The sequence below is a fragment of the Chloracidobacterium sp. genome (assembly GCA_016711345.1).
Classification (GTDB): domain Bacteria; phylum Acidobacteriota; class Blastocatellia; order Pyrinomonadales; family Pyrinomonadaceae; genus OLB17.
In genome coordinates this window covers 1,740,726-1,756,455 of the sequence record JADJTD010000001.1, presented here as the reverse complement: position 1 = coordinate 1,756,455, position 15,730 = coordinate 1,740,726, and the positions used below count along the sequence as shown (strand labels likewise).

13 protein-coding genes are annotated in these 15,730 nt (G+C 49.9%); 10 read left to right on the top strand and 3 right to left on the bottom strand.

Features of this window, described 5'->3' with window-relative positions:
- The first annotated feature begins 3 nt into the window (after positions 1-3).
- Complete coding sequence (locus tag IPL32_07240; GenBank protein MBK8465611.1) at positions 4-348, top strand: histidine triad nucleotide-binding protein; 345 nt, start codon at positions 4-6, stop codon at positions 346-348.
- A 4-nt stretch (positions 349-352) separates the two neighbouring features.
- Positions 353-1,213 (top strand): tetratricopeptide repeat protein, encoded by an 861-nt coding sequence (locus IPL32_07235; protein ID MBK8465610.1) that lies wholly within the window; start codon positions 353-355, stop codon positions 1,211-1,213.
- On the opposite strand, the gene IPL32_07230 is transcribed toward IPL32_07235, so the two are convergent.
- Positions 1,210-2,379: a hypothetical protein gene (locus IPL32_07230; GenBank protein MBK8465609.1), complete on the bottom strand. Its 1,170-nt coding sequence runs from the start codon at positions 2,377-2,379 to the stop codon at positions 1,210-1,212. The genes IPL32_07235 and IPL32_07230 overlap by 4 nt on opposite strands.
- 160 nt (positions 2,380-2,539) lie before the next feature.
- Complete coding sequence (locus tag IPL32_07225) at positions 2,540-4,336, bottom strand: hypothetical protein (GenBank protein MBK8465608.1); 1,797 nt, start codon at positions 4,334-4,336, stop codon at positions 2,540-2,542.
- Positions 4,337-4,654: 318 nt separating this feature from the next.
- On the opposite strand from IPL32_07225, the gene IPL32_07220 reads away from it, so the two are divergent.
- From IPL32_07220 to tkt, 7 genes are read left to right on the top strand one after another with little or no spacing between them, the layout of a single operon-like run.
- Entirely contained in the window at positions 4,655-6,751 is a 2,097-nt protein-coding gene (locus tag IPL32_07220) for a sigma 54-interacting transcriptional regulator (protein MBK8465607.1), read from the top strand.
- Between the two features lie 14 nt (positions 6,752-6,765).
- Entirely contained in the window at positions 6,766-8,700 is a 1,935-nt protein-coding gene (gene selB, locus IPL32_07215) for a selenocysteine-specific translation elongation factor (GenBank protein MBK8465606.1), read from the top strand.
- A gap of 16 nt (positions 8,701-8,716) precedes the next feature.
- Positions 8,717-9,415 carry a DUF2071 domain-containing protein gene (locus IPL32_07210; GenBank protein ID MBK8465605.1) on the top strand — a complete coding sequence of 233 codons (699 nt, stop codon included), beginning with the start codon at positions 8,717-8,719 and terminating at the stop codon, positions 9,413-9,415.
- A 51-nt stretch (positions 9,416-9,466) separates the two neighbouring features.
- On the top strand, positions 9,467-9,937 hold the full coding sequence (locus tag IPL32_07205; GenBank protein ID MBK8465604.1) for a dihydrofolate reductase: 471 nt from the start codon (positions 9,467-9,469) through the stop codon (positions 9,935-9,937).
- A gap of 40 nt (positions 9,938-9,977) precedes the next feature.
- The gene (locus tag IPL32_07200; GenBank protein MBK8465603.1) at positions 9,978-10,274 is read left to right on the top strand and encodes a DUF962 domain-containing protein; all 297 of its coding nucleotides are present in this window, start codon (positions 9,978-9,980) and stop codon (positions 10,272-10,274) included.
- Positions 10,275-10,307: 33 nt separating this feature from the next.
- Positions 10,308-11,780, top strand: coding sequence for a gluconokinase (locus tag IPL32_07195; GenBank protein MBK8465602.1), 1,473 nt, complete (start codon positions 10,308-10,310; stop codon positions 11,778-11,780).
- Positions 11,777-13,798 carry a transketolase gene (gene tkt, locus IPL32_07190; protein MBK8465601.1) on the top strand — a complete coding sequence of 674 codons (2,022 nt, stop codon included), beginning with the start codon at positions 11,777-11,779 and terminating at the stop codon, positions 13,796-13,798. Before IPL32_07195 ends, tkt begins: the two co-directional genes overlap by 4 nt.
- A gap of 3 nt (positions 13,799-13,801) precedes the next feature.
- On the opposite strand, the gene IPL32_07185 is transcribed toward tkt, so the two are convergent.
- Positions 13,802-15,031, bottom strand: coding sequence for an amidohydrolase family protein (locus tag IPL32_07185; protein ID MBK8465600.1), 1,230 nt, complete (start codon positions 15,029-15,031; stop codon positions 13,802-13,804).
- Positions 15,032-15,083: 52 nt separating this feature from the next.
- Between IPL32_07185 and IPL32_07180 the strand changes: the two genes are divergently transcribed.
- A complete protein-coding gene (locus tag IPL32_07180) occupies positions 15,084-15,575 on the top strand; it encodes a DinB family protein (protein MBK8465599.1) in 492 nt (163 codons plus the stop codon).
- Positions 15,576-15,730: the final 155 nt, after the last annotated feature.

The window sequence follows — 15,730 nt, the reverse complement described above, 5'->3', positions numbered from 1 at the left end:
CATATGACTGACTGTATTTTTTGCAAGATAGCTGCTGGGCAAATTCCTTCGGCTCAGGTTTATGAGGACGATGTTTGTGTTGCGTTCGACGACCTCAGTCCGCAAGCTCCGACGCATATTTTAATCATTCCGCGCGAGCATTTGGATTCGCTTGATAAGGCCGGCGACGATCAAAAGAAAATGCTTGGCCATTTGCTGCATACTGCGGCAGATATTGCTCGCGAAAAAGGTTTTGCGGACAACGGATATCGTGTCGTTATCAACACAAATGCAGACGGCGGGCAGACGGTATTTCATCTTCATGTGCATCTGCTTGCGGGGCGGCCTTTTGTTTTCCCGCCTGGATGATCTTATGAAACGGTTAGCTTTATTTGTGATGTTCGTGTCGATGATGAGCGGTTGTTCGTCATGCAATAGAAACGCAACAAATTCTAATAGCGAAGTCAACGCTAATGTCGCGGCCGAATCGTCGTTTGCCAACATTACCGATGCTAACGTCGCTCTGGCGGAAGGTACCCGGTTGCTGGACGAAAATCAAACGGAATTGGCGATCGAAGCCTTTCGACAGGCTGTAAAGATCAATCCCGAACTTGCAGAAGGATGGTTTCAGCTCGGCATTGCGTATGCTTTGCTTGAGATGCAATTGGAGCGATCGGGTGAGTATTCCGCGCCGGCTAGCAATTCCAAAGAAGGCGTGAAGAAGACGAACTCAGAAAAGGCGTTTGAAAAAGCGGTCGAAACCTACAAAAAATGGCTCAAGGCAAATCCGAATGACGATGCCGCACAGTTTAATCTTGGCCGCACATACGCAAAATTGAATAAGGACGAAGAAGCAGAAGAGGCATTTCGTGAGGCGGTAGAACTCAAGCCAGAAGACACCGAATATCAAACAGAACTGGGAGCGGTGCTTATCAAGCTTGCGAAATATCGCGAAGCAATAGACCCGTTGAAAAAAGCTGTGGCCCTCGACGAATCCAACTCACGAGCTATAGATCTTCTTGAGGATGCTGAGGCCGGTAGACAGCGTTTGGACTATGTGCCACCGAAGAATACAAACAGTTCGTCTGCGAATACGAGTGCAAACACGACCGCAAATGCTAATGCAAATTCCAAGCCGAATTCAAACAGCAACCAAAAGCCTTCTGATGGCAACACCAAACCCCAAAAGGATGAGGTGAAAAAACCAGCGCAAAGCTCAAACCGTCCGCGTTAGAAAAATTCGACCTTTCCGCTTACCGTGTTAACGCGATTTTCGCCTTCGTTAAAAACGATCCGCTCAAGCGTCAATGGTGATGTCGAGCCTTTTTCACCGACAGCGGTAAATTTCAGGTTCAAAAGCACGCCGTCTGCGGCGATCGGTTTCGGACCGTAAACAACGACACGCAGAATTCCAGGCTGTATCGCGTTGGTCACCGCCAAAAGATTGCGGCTTTCTGTGCCGGCCAGACTGACAGATTCGGCTTGAGGCTGTATTACTGTAGGGTCATATCGCAGCTCTAACTCGTACGAGATAAGGCCTTTGTTTACAGCACCTTCGATATTGATAGGCACGATAACATCGTGTGAGGCAGCGGTAACAACATTAGCCAATTTGACGGTGACAGCACGCTCAGGCCCTTCGGATTCCGGAGAACGGGCGCCTGTATTGTTCCAGTTTCCGGAGACTTCGCCCATCAAAAGGCCGACGTAATCTTCGCCTGCTACACTGCCGGCTATTGACGCATAAGCCCTGTTGGTCGGTGTAAATCTCCAAGTCCCGGTCGATCCTATTCCCGGCGGTGCATATGGAGGCCCCGCAACGAATTTGGCAATCATAGCAGCGTCAAACGAGGATACGGTTGTGTTTCCGCTTACATCTGCGACTATCAACTGCGTAGCATTTAATTGCGGATTTGGCGGCCCAGCCACATGCTGCGAGATCCGCGCGGCATCAAGGGAAGCTATGCCGTTTACACCACCGACTTTAGTAGGTGTGACGGTATAAGCACCAGACCCAAATCCGCTAAGAAAATATGTTCCGTCGGGGAAATTACTGGTAGTTGCAACGCCCGGCGAACCCGCGCCTGTGAGTGTCACGTTAGAAATAAAACGCGGCGGCGAAGCCGCGTTGCCATAGGTAACAGTGCCGCTCAATGACAGTGGCGAGCTTGTCCAAAAGCCACTTTCAACTATAAATGTGCCGCCGCCCGATGTCGTACCAGCCAAAGGCTGTCCGATGGTGCCGTCCACAGTAAAGGTGCCGCCAGTCGATTGGCCACCGCCACCGCCGGTAACCGACTTTGTTATGTTAAAGGTTCCACCGGACTGTGCCGATACAATAGCAACCATTAAAAAAATGACCGCCGCTCCAGTGATCGATCTAAACTTTTGAGTTCTCATGTTTCACCTTAAATTTCTAATGGACTTGATTAGATTTCTCTTTATAGCACATTTTTCGCATCTGTGAAAGCAATCTTTTTCATGCGACCGGTTATATTCGCGCAGGCCGTGTTGAAATTTATGGGGAACGACAGGCCGTAGCCGATTCGTTCCCATATTCCTACCGATTAACGTTACGGGTCGCAGGCTGCGAATCCTTTGCTTCCTGCACGGGCTTGAAGCCCTCAGGCATCGGCCCGGGCTTCCAGTTGCGTTTCTGGTCGGCCTGAAACTGCACGTTTTTCTCATAATCTACGGGCGGAGGCGTAGCGTACTGAGAATACCTGCGAGTATCTCCCGCTCCCCAAACCGGGTCGTTTCCGAAACGATGGTCCTGAAAATTCAGACGCTTTGCAATGATGCGATATGAGAATGAAGCATTCGATGTGCCGTTGTTCCTTTCTTTCACGGTAAAGCTCGTCGTTCCTTTCTTGACAAAAACCTCCTGTGAATCATCCTCCATCTGGATAAAAACATGCATCGGATGTTTATCGTCGATCAGCACAGTTTCGAGGAACAGTTTTTCCAACGTGATCACAGCTTCGCCGTTGATCAGTTTTCCGCTGCCTATATCCTCGAACCAAACCTCGGGCGATTCGGTCGCGTATAGCAACTGATTGCCGCGGCTGGTTCCGACCGAAGCGGATTTTGTGCCGTTGGCGATGACGTGGTTACCGTTAAAATAGCCGGAGTAGTTTCCGTTGTTGGCTACCCATCCGACAACGCCATAATCCAGGTCCGTTGCAGGCGGCAGCGCTCCGCCAAAGCCAATACCCACAACCCCAGCACCAAAGTGGCTAGTGTTATATTCTCCAAGGACGCCAATCCTTCGATTTCCAGTAGTGCTGGGAAAAGAGCCACCATGAAGGCCGGTCGGGGATGATCCCGCCGCAGGAGAGCCGGTATACAGTCCGTTCACTCCAAAACCTGGTCCCGTTCCGTTATATTCTCCCTGAACAGCTCCGAAGTTCGTAGTGCCGGCAGTGATTTGGCCATAAACACCGCCGCCATTGCCGGATGTATAGCCGTTGACCGCCCATGGGAAGGTGGCATTGCCAACTGCATTCATCAGATCGCCTGGAAGAGTTGTATTGGTAGTGCCGATAAAGAACTCTCCAAGATTCGAAAGCCGCCCGCGCACAACGTTATTGGAAACAAAGTCAACGTGATTGTTGCTCGTGGTGCCAAAATTGCCGGTTGCGGAGAGCGAATTGCCGCCAATTGACCAGCCGGTTGTTGCCGTTTGCCATGTCGCCGCTGTCGGACCGGTCGCCGTAAGCACCTGTCCCGCTGAAGGAGCAGCAGCAGAACTTACATTTATCGTCGACGACGCTGATCTTAGACGATCGGTCGTCACGCTGTTGCTTGGGCTGTCGATAGTTTTGTTGGTCAGCGTTTGCGGAGCCGTTCCGAGAACGACGTTGCCTGAAAGCCTTGCGTCATCGACCGTTCCGGTCAATTTTGCGGCGTCAAGGCCGTTTATCTGTGAATTCGAAACACAACCAACACAGGCAGCAGAAAGCGAGTCCGCCGTCGATGCAGAAAGCGTTTTCAACGAATATGGAGATGAGGCAATTTGTTGCCGCGGACTGAGTACCGTGTAGCTCTCGCCCGAATTACGCCTAACCGAAACCTCAAGAAACCGGTCTGCCCCCGGAAACCCTGGCGCTCCGAAATCGAGGTCAACCTTAAAGATTCCCTGTGTGACCGTCAATGCTGAATTAGTAATGGTCGGGCCGATCTGGGGGCCGCCGCTGACCACATCGAACAATTTGAACTGCATGTCGAATGTGCCGTTCGCCGATGTGCCTCCGTCGGTGAGACGGCCCTGATAAGTAAATGTCGATGTTTGTGCACTGATAGCAATAGCAAACGCAGCAATAGCTACGATTGCCGAGACGCAAAATTTAACTTTCATTAAACTCCTCCTGGTAATTTTCCAGATGTTTTATTTTAATTTGGACGAAAGAAGTACGTTGGATTTTCGAACAAAATCTAAGTTCTGGCGAAATGATACAACAAAATAAACTCAATACAAAGAAGTTTTTTTCACAGCTGAGTGTGCGTGTAAAAAAATCGCGGCATACAAAAGATCCGAGCTCTAAATGACTTCCAGTGCCGGTTACGTGGAGTTTTCCGAATAAACCGAAAAAATAATCGATGGTGCGAAAATACACACCCTGCCTCCAAGATGTGTCAACTTGACATCTTTGATGCAAGTCCGCACAGTAATTTTATGATGTCAGAGCCTGCACTTTCACTGGAGCGCAAGATCAAAATGCATGAGGCCCGCGAGGGCATCATCGACCGTCTGGCTCGCGACCTGCCTACAAATATTGAGCTGGAAAGATTCTTGAACGTTGTGGTTTCCGAGATCGGACGCATGCTTGAGGCCGATCGCTGCGACTTGCTTCAGCTTTCCGAAGGCCGTGAACTCGTCATCAGCCACGAATGGCGCCGCGACAAATCCGTTCCAAAAAGCCAGGGCACAAAAATACCTTTTGATGCCGATAAATTAAAAGAACGTTTCGACGTGTCAAAACCGATCCGTTTCAACGACATCTCAAAAAACAAAGACGACACGCTGAAGTTTTTTGCAAAGGCGCTTGAAACGCGTTCGCTTTTGATCATACCGATCATGCTGAGCGGTAAAGTTTTGGGCCTTTTGGGGCTGCATGACACTAAAAAGGCGCGCGTGTGGCTCGACGAAGAAGTTGCCTTTCTCGAGTCCATCGCTCGGCATTTGGCCATTGGTTATCAATACACCAGTCTTTACGTCACACAAGAACAGGAAGGCCGGCGAACAAATGCACTGCTCGAGATCGCCAACACGCTGAATTCGCATTCGGATTTCAAAGAGGTTTCGGATCTGGTAATGGAAAGGGCGATCGGCCTTGTGGGTGCCGACTACGGTGCTTTGGGCGTCCTCGATCAGAGTGGAAAGCGCATTTCGCTCGCGTCATTTAAGTCGGCTGATGGCATCAAGCTCGGCCGCGTCCTCAAATTTATCGAGCAACACAATAAGTCCGTCGATATTGATACATTCTCGGTCCTTAGCGATCTTTTGCGCGACGGCAAAACTATGCGTTTGATCGATTCGCAAATGCCATTTGCGATCAGGCTATTTTTTAATACTCAACTGCACGGAAACTCGGCGCTTGTCACGCCAGTCGAAGTAGGCGGAAAGGCATTCGGCCTTTTGGGCTTTGTATGGAGCAAGGAAAGCCGGTTTGGAGAGCACGATGTCGCTCTCGTCGAAGGCATCGCCGACCAGATCGGCACTGCGCTCGAACGCGACCAACTATCGACCGAAGTGATGCGTCTCAGAAGCGAACTGCATCAGCGGCAGAGTGAGGTAATGGGCCAGGCTCCAGGCATTCGGCGTGCGGTCGAGCTGGGATTGAATGTTGCCGACACAAATACGACCGTGTTGGTGCTGGGCGAATCCGGCACAGGCAAAGAACTCATCGCCAATCTCATTCACTACAATTCTGGCCGCGAAAATAAGCCGTTCATAAAGATCAACTGCGGCGCGATCCCTGAAACGCTTCTTGAATCAGAACTTTTTGGCCACGAAAAAGGTGCGTTTACCGATGCTCGTTCTCAAAGGCAAGGCCGTTTTGAAGAGGCGAATGGTGGTACGCTTTTCTTGGACGAGATCGGAGAAATGTCTTTGCAGGCGCAGGTCGGACTGCTTCGCGTGCTGCAGGATGGAGAATTGACGCGCGTCGGCGGCAAGCAGGTGGTAAAAACCGACGTTCGTGTGATCGCGGCCACAAACATCGATCTTGAAAAAGCTATCGAGGAAGGAACCTTTAGAAAGGACCTTTATTATCGACTTTCCGTTTTCCCGATTTCGGTGCCTCCGCTCCGCGAACGGATCGAGGATGTCCACCTTCTCGTCTTTCATTTTCTCGAAGAATATAAGACAAAATCGGGACGTTTTGTTTCAGGTATCTCAAAGGAAGCAATGCGTGCACTCGTGAATTACGACTGGCCGGGAAATGTGCGCGAGCTTGAGAATGCCATAGAGCGGGCAATAATCATTGCTTCAGGCCGACAAATTGAACTTGACGATCTGCCTGAGGCGATCAGCCGAAAAGCCTCCGAAGCATTTGCCCACGCTCGTCAGGAACGCGCGACTGCCGCCGGCGAAGGCCGAGCGATCGGAATCCAGATCGAACTGCCGTCAGCAATGGATGAGATCGAAAAACAGGTCATCGAAGCCACGCTCGATTACACCCAAGGCGACAAATCGCGTGCGGCCAGATTGCTTAATATCGGCCGCAAAACACTCTACCGCAAGCTTGAAGAATTCGACAAAACCAAGTAATTTCTTCGCGCGCTATGGACGTAATAATCGGCACCGCAGGACATATTGATCACGGCAAGACAGCCCTTGTTAAAGCGTTGACCGGTGTGGATGCAGATCGTTTGCCTGAGGAAAAACGTCGCGGCATTACCGTCGATCTTGGGTTTGCCGAAATGACGTTTGGCGATGTGCATTGCGGCTTTGTTGACGTACCTGGACACGAGCGTTTTGTAAAGAACATGCTCGCCGGTGCGAACGGCGTCGACCTCGTAATGCTCGTCATCGCAGCGGACGAAGGCGTGATGCCTCAGACCCGCGAGCATTTTGATATATGCCGTCTGCTCGGAATAAATGCAGGCGTTATAGTTCTCACAAAAACTGATCTTGTCGATGAGCAAACTCTTGAGTTGGCAAAATTAGGCACGGCCGAGCTTGTTTCAAATTCATTTCTCGAAAATGCGCCTGTGGTCGGGGTAAGTTCACGCACCGGCACCGGAATCGATCAGCTAAAAACCGTCATTCGGCAGATCGCCACGTCGCTGCCCGTTCGAAAAGATCAACTCGTGCTTCGTTTGCCAATTGACCGAAGCTTTTCGATGAAAGGTTTTGGTGCGGTCGTAACCGGCACGCTTGCCTCAGGCGAAATTTCCGAAGGCACCGAATTAGAATTACTTCCGAATGCTGTCAAAGTGCGTGTCCGCGGCCTTCAGACTCACGGCAAAGCAGTAAAAACAGCCATGGCCGGACAACGTATTGCTGTAAATCTTGGCGGAATAGATCATTCGAAAATAACGCGTGGAATGACCCTTGTTCCATTGGACACACTGCGTTCAACGCAGATCATTGACGCGGAGATCGAGGTTCTGACAACCGCTGCAAAATCGTTGCGTTCCCGCCAGCGTGTTCGCGTCCACATCGGAACGACAGAGGTACTCGCTCGAATACAAGTGTTAAATAACTCCGGCGAGATCGCTCCGGGCAGCAAGGACTTTGCTCAATTGCGGCTTGAAACACAGGTTCTTACAGTGCCAAGTGAAAGATTTATTATTCGCAGCTACTCACCGCAAGCGACGATCGCGGGCGGGAGCGTGATCGATGCCTTTGCCGAAAAGCATCGGCATAAAGAAAATGAGGCTGTCCGACATTACCTTGCAAATATGCTGACTGCTTTCGATGACATCAACGAAAGAGTGAGATTGCTTGTCAATGCTGCCGGAGCATCAGGATTCAACTTTGCTGAAGTCCAGGCACGCACGGCATTGAGAAAAGAGATCCTAGAAGCCTCAGTCGATGCCAATCTGGCTTCCAATAATTTAGTCGAGGCAAATGGACGAAATGTTTCCTCAGGCGAATTCACGAAGTTATTAAGTTCGGTCGAAACGACCATTGAAGAATTTCACGTTCGCGAACCGTTGGCAAAAGGAATCGCGCGCGAGGCTCTCCGCGAAAAGCTGTTCGCATTTTTGCCGATTGAGATTTTTCATTCGGTAGTTGACTCATTGCAATCGACAAAACGAATCAGTCTCGACAAGGAAACGATCCGAATCGACTCGTATCATCAAAAACTTTCACCCGAAGAGGCAGCATTTAGCGATAAAATTCTGTCAACATACAGATCGGCGGATTTGGAAGTTCCTAAGCTTGAAGAAGCTCTTGCAGAATCGCTCGCGGGAACTAAATTGCAGATGCCGCAGGCGCGAAAGCTGTTTCAAATGTTTCTCGATTCCGGCGAGATCGTAAAAGTTACCGACACATTCTATTTTGCTAAAAATGCTATAGACAAATTAGCAGACCAACTAAAACAGTTTGCGGCAACGACAAACGATCGTCTTATCGACGTGCCAAAGTTCAAAGAACTCGCAGGCATTTCGCGCAAGTACGCGATCCCACTGCTAGAATATTTTGACCGTGAACATATAACAACCCGCGCAGGAGACAAACGACATATTGCAGAACCCCGCACGGGGTAAGGGCATGACCTTTAAGATGCAAAAATTTCTAACAGCCCGCTGGCAAGATCTGATAATGGCGAACTACGAGGTTGAGCCGTCGCTGCTTGCATCGCGACTTCCTGCGGGCACTCAGTTAGATCTGAACGAAGGAAAGTGTTTTGTCAGCCTCGTTGGATTTATGTTTTTGGACACGCGAGTGTTGGGCCTGCCTATACCTTTTCATATCAATTTCGAAGAGGTAAATCTTCGCTTTTATATCAAACGCGAAGTCGATGGTGAGATCCGCCGTGCCGTGTGTTTTGTGAAGGAGATCGTTCCGCGTTTTGCTATTGCGACCGTTGCACGTGTTGTTTACGGCGAACCTTACGAATGCTGGCATATGGCGCATTCTAAAACCGAAAGTACGGTCGCGTATAATTGGTCAAAGAATGACATCGACAATCGTCTCAGCATCGAGATCGACAAAAGCGTCGGTGTTCCGGCGGTTGGGTCACATGGCGAATTCATAATCGAACACTATTGGGGCTACACAAAACGTGATGGAAACCGCGTTGACGAATACAAGGTCGAGCATCCAAAATGGGAGCTCTTCTCCGTCAAAAATGAATTGATCGACGTTGATTTTGCCAAAACGTATGGAAAGGAGTTTGGGTTTCTTAGCGGTGCTGTTCCGTATTCCGTTTTGCTCGCAAAAGGGTCAGAGGTTGCCGTGTTTAAAGGCAAGTCGATCTAGTATCGGTTTTTTCTCTTTGCGGTCTTTGCGTCTCTGCGTTAAAAATTTCTTATGATCATTGGCATCGTCGCCATTTCAAAAAATCACGCCATCGGCAAGGACGGCAAATTGCCGTGGCACTACAGCGCCGACTTAAAATTTTTCAAAGAAACAACGACAGGAAACGCCATTGTAATGGGTTCGAATACATGGCGCTCGATCGGTAAACCGCTGCCTAACCGTCTTAATGTCGTGTTGAGCCGCTCCAATGTTGAAACGCCGCCAGATGTGATGAAACTCAACAGCGTTGAAGAGGTTGTCGAACTTTCAAAGCTGCTAATCAAAGATGTCTTTATTATCGGCGGAGCACAGGTCTATGAATCGTTTGCCGACGTGATCGAAAAATGGATCGTGACCTTTGTTCCCGAAACAGTCGAAGGTGCAGACACGTTTATGCCAAAGAATTTTCTCGATGAATTCGAGATCGAGAAAACAGTTGATCTTAGCGATGATCTGCAAGTAAAAATCATGCACCGAAAATAAATTTGGTGTAAAATCGACGCAAAACTTACGGAGAAATCATATGATGGGCGGACGAACTTGGGACGAATGGATAGATGAATATTCCGAAAGTCATCAGCATCCGATCAACAAACTGACTCATGCTTTCGGCATACCGATGATCGCTCTATCGATCATGTTGATACCAACATTTTTCTTTGAACCGGGAATGTGGCTTACGGCACTCATTTTGTTTGTATTAGGCTGGTTGCTGCAATTCATCGGACACTATTTCGAAGGCAAGCCGCCCGAGTTTATGAAAGACTATCGTTTTCTGTTTGTCGGCCTGCGATGGTGGTTTAAGAAGGTGCTAGATTAGCTATTCGGAAATTTTTGCTTCCCTAATTAAAACGTGGAACTTCCTTTGATACTCGCTCTCGACATCGGCTCGTCGAGCGTCCGTGTGTCGCTATTTGACAGCAACGCTCAGCCGCTGCCAAAAATGTCCGTTAAAATCGAACACTCTTTTACCGCAACAAAAGATGGCGGTTCTGAAATGGACGCTGAAAAAGCGTTGTCTCAGATCACAAAGGCCGTTGACGCAATTCTCAAAAAGTCGGAAAAGGTGAAAGGCGAGATCGGATACGTTGCTTCGTGTGCCTTTCTGCACAGTCTCGTCGGCGTGGATGCGAAAGGAAAGCCGACTACAAAGGTATTTGGCTGGGCAGACACTCGTAGCCGTAAATACAGCGCAGTTTTGAAAAAGCGCTTTGACGAAAAGACGCTCCACAACCGCACAGGCGCGCATTTTCATTCTAGCTTCTGGCCGGCGAAATTAATCTGGCTTCGCAGAGAATTTCCAGACACATTCGCAAAAACTGCGAAATGGCTTTCGTTTAGCGACTTTGTTGCATTGAGACTGTTTGGTGAAGCCGCAACAAGCATTTCGATGGCGTCGGCGACCGGCATTTTTGATATTAGAAGATGTATTTGGGACTCCGAGCTTTTGAAATACCTCAAGCTCAAAACGTCTTCGTTACCGAGTATCACAGACACCGATTCCACGACATGCACCCTTAACAAAACTTTTGCAAAACGATGGCCTCGACTCAAACAAGCAGAATGGTTCCCCGCGATCGGCGACGGCATGGCCGACAACATCGGAGCTGGATGTGTTACTAAAAACAAAGCTGCGTTAATGATCGGCACTTCGGCTGCAATGCGTGTCGCATACAAAGGCGACCCGCCAAAAAACATTCCCGACGGCCTATGGTGCTATCGCATCGATCGCAATCGCGTCATTATCGGCGGAGCTTTGTCCGATGGCGGTAATTTGTACGCTTGGCTGAAAAAAAATCTAAAACTGCCAAAAAACGCTGAGGCCGATATGCGTAAGCGCGGTGCCGCATTTCACGGCCTCGGCTTCATGCCATTTTTCTTTGGCGAACGAAGCACGGGCTACAATGAAAATGCTGGCGGAGCCGTCCTTGGACTTAATTCTTCCCACGATTCCATAGATATTATGCAAGCCGCGATGGAATCGGTCGCGTATCGTTTCGCTGAAATATTCGACCAACTAAACTCAGTGGTTAAGATAAAACAGATCGTCGCGTCCGGCGGCGCGTCGCGCGAATCGCCTGTTTGGACGCAGATAATTGCTGACGTTTTCGGACGTGATTTGTTAATGAATAATGCCTCGGAATCATCTTCCCGCGGTGCTGTTTTGCTTGTGCTCGAAAGTATTGGCAAAATAGGAAGCATCGAAAATTTATCGACACCCGAAGCAGCAAAAACCGAATATCATCCCAAGTGTCACAAGATCTATAAATTAGAGCGAAAGAAGCACGGAGCAGTTTACGATTCGCTTTTGAAAAGAAAACCATGAAGACCGTAAAAAAAACCGACATTGACCAGCTTTGCATCAATACGATCCGCACACTCTCGCTTGACGCGATACAAAAGGCAAATTCCGGACATCCGGGATTGCCTTTGGGCATGGCGCCGGCGGCTTATGTATTGTGGACCAAGTTCCTAAAGCACAATCCGAAAAATCCAAAATGGTTTGGCCGCGACCGGTTCATTTTGTCTGGTGGCCACGGTTCGATGCTGATCTATTCGCTGCTGCATCTGACGGGTTACGATCTTTCGCTTGATGATCTGAAACAGTTTCGTCAGTTGCATTCAAAAACGCCGGGACATCCTGAGAATATTCTCACGCCGGGCGTTGAGGTGACGACTGGTCCACTTGGACAAGGGTTTGCGAACGGCGTTGGCATGGGCATCGCGGAGGCTCATCTTGCCGCTAGATTTAATAAACGCGGCCTGTCCGTAGTCGATAACTACATTTACTGCATCTGCTCGGACGGCGATCTGATGGAAGGCGTCAGTTACGAAGCGGCCAGTCTCGCCGGTCACCTCAAACTCGGCAATCTGATCTATCTCTATGACGATAACCAGATCACGATCGACGGTTCGACCGATCTAGCGTTTACCGAGGACAGGACAAAGCGCTTTGTTGCTGCTGGTTGGCATGTTGTGGACGTCAAAGACGGCAACGATCTAAAGGCTATAGAAGCCGCGATAAAAGAAGCTCAAAAAGTAAAAGACAAACCGTCGCTGATCCGCGTTCACACTATCATCGGCTTTGGAATGCCGAAACAGGGCACGAGCAAGGCTCACTCTGACGCTCCCGGAGCAGAGGCAGTAAAAGAAACCAAACGCAACCTCGGCTGGCCGGAAAACAAGTCCTTTTACATACCGAAAGAGGCTCTCACTCGTTTTCGCGAAGCTGTGAAAACAGGAGCAAAGCGCGAAAAAGACTGGGACGCGTTGGTAAAAAAATACGAAAAGGCAAATCCTGCGTTAGGCGAAGCGTTCAAACAGATCCGCTCTGGAATGCCTGTCGCAGGTTGGGAAAACAGTTTGCCAAAATTTGACGGTGTTGCGGCCGCAGCGACCCGCGCCTACAGCGGCGAAGTCATTAATGCCATAGCCGCCGCCGTGCCGCAGCTTATCGGCGGTTCGGCCGACCTTAAACCGTCGAACAACACATACATCAATTCGTCCGCCGATATACAGGCGGGCCGCTACGAGAATCGCAACGTCCACTACGGCATCCGCGAACACGCAATGGCCTCGGCGATGAACGGCATGGCTCTTTACGGCGGCGTGATACCGTTTGGCGGGACGTTTCAGACATTTTCGGATTATTGTCGTCCGGCGATAAGGCTTGCGGCGCTGTCGCACATACAGACGATATTTGTTTTCACGCACGACTCGATTGGCCTCGGCGAAGACGGCCCGACGCATCAGTCTGTCGAGCATCTTGCGGCACTAAGAGCGATACCCAATCTCGACGTCATCCGCCCGTGTGACGCACACGAAACCCGAGAAGCCTGGCGAGCCGCGATAAAAAGCACGAAAAGACCGACAGTTCTTTCATTCTCGCGTCAAAAGGTAGCACTCATCGACCGCAAAAAATTCGCGGACGCAAAAGGCCTGCACGAAGGCGCGTATGTTTTGGCTGAGGCAGAGACCAAAACAGGCAAGGCAGCAACGCCGAAGCTCATTCTCATAGCAACCGGCTCCGAGGTCGGCCTCGCCATGGATGCACGGGCACAATTAAACGCCGAAGGAACACCGACTCGCGTCGTGTCTATGCCATGTTGGGAATTTTTCGATGCTCAACCGCAAAAATACCGCGAAGAAGTCCTGCCGCCAAAAACAACCGCCCGTTTAGCCATTGAAGCCGGTGTCTCACAAGGCTGGCACAAATACGTCGGCGACAAAGGCGATACACTATGCGTTGACCGCTTCGGCGCGTCGGCCCCGGCGGAAGAGGTGTTTCGTGACTATGGTTTTACGGTCGAGAATGTGGTTAAAAAGGCTAAGGCCCTAGCGTAAGCTCTACAGTTCCGACCGTTTGACCACTTTACCGTTTTTCATCACAAACGAAACCTTCTTAAGCGTATTGATATTCTCTAACGGATTCTCAGGAACAGCGATAATATCCGCCGCGAGGCCTTCGCGAAGAGCGCCGCGTTGCTTTTCGACGCCAAGAAGCCTTGCCGCGTTTATTGTCATTGCCTGAAGAATTGCTTTTGGCGGAACGCCAGCTTCGACCCATGGATCGATTCCGGCGATCGCTTCGGTGCCGCGGGTCATGCCGGGACGTTGGTCGATCACATCGGTTCCATAGGCCATAGTGACGCCGATCTTGTGTGCCCGACGCAGTCGGTCAACCCATTGTTTGTGGTTTTTGTCGCTATCCCGCAGGGCAAGATAGTCGGTGCCAACAAGCACAACGCCGTTGCGTTTTGCAATTTCCAGAACTTCGTCTGTCATGTCAAATCCGTGCTCGATAGATGCGACGCCGGCCAACGCCGCATTGCGTGCTCCCGGGAGCGTCCAGCAATGGGCAGCAAGCTTCACCCCGGCACGAGCGGCTTCATCGACCATAAATTTTATGTCTTCGACCGAATATATGTATTGCTGATCGTCCACCACGATCTTTATCACCGTGGCTCCGTAGTGAATATTCTCGCGGATCGCCTTGACCATTTCGTCGCGTGTGTCGGCAAAGAAATATTCGGGTTCAGCCAACTTCTGCTTGTCCGGCTGTAGTTGAAATTGGCCGCCATACGGCGCGATTATTCTGCCCGCGGTGTAAAACGTCGGTCCCGGGATCATCCCGCGCTCGATGGCCGCGCGCACGCTGACGCAAGCATAATTGCCTTCGTTGCCAATATCACGGGCAGTCGTAAATCCGGCCTCAAGCATCGTGCGGGCATTTACAACTCCCTGTATCGATCTAAAGGAATCAGGATCGTTGAGCGTCGTGTAATAATAGCGGTTCGCGTCCCGGCCCGGCTGCACATCCATGCAAAGATGCGTGTGCATGTCGAACAATCCCGGCAGCACGGTCGATGTTGACAGGTCGATAATAGTCGCTCCGGCCGGAATTGTGATGTTTTCGCCGATGGACTTTATCTTGCCGTTTTCAACGAGCAAAATCTGGTTGGTTTTCGATGTTCCGGATTCGGTATCGACAATGCGGCCGGCTTTGATCGCCGTAATTTGAGCAAAAGCTGACGAACAAAACACGATGCCCATCAAGGCTGACAAAAACGATCTCATAGTTCACTCACTCCTCTGGATATACATATCGTAGTCATAATACACTAAACCCATGATCAAAGATTTACTGCTTGCAGAATTCAATGTATGTTACGACGAAAATAGCTGGTTCGTTGCAGTTCGCAATGCTATAAACGGGCTTGGCGTTGAGCAGGCATCTTGGAAGCCGGACGACTCGGTCAACTGCATTTGGGAAACGCTATCACATCTTACGTACTACAATAATGCCTATTTACAGCGATTCAAGGGCGTCGATTACCAATATGACGTTAGCGACAACAATGAGACCTTCAGCACCGGCGAGTACACCGAGGAACATTGGCAGGCTGATGTTATGCGCTTTGACGAAGTAATGAACCAATTTCGCGAAGCGATTGCTGTAGCCGATGAGAACAAATTTAGTGAACAGGTTTCATCCGAAAATACACGTTCATGGGCGCGGCTCATTTCAGACATCAATACCCACAACGCCTACCACGCCGGCCAGATCGTTCTGCTCAGAAAACTTCAAAGCTGTTGGGACTCATCAAAAGGCGTTTCTTAACCTATCTCGAAAAAAATGCTTGCAATTTTCACTGTAGCGTGATACTTTGTTGCATATATGGCACGTATGTTTCGCGGCAATTTTTGTCCTGTGCAGATCGTTACGTGTGGCGCAATGTGGTGCAAAACTTTTTTTCTAAAATCGGCCGGACAAGG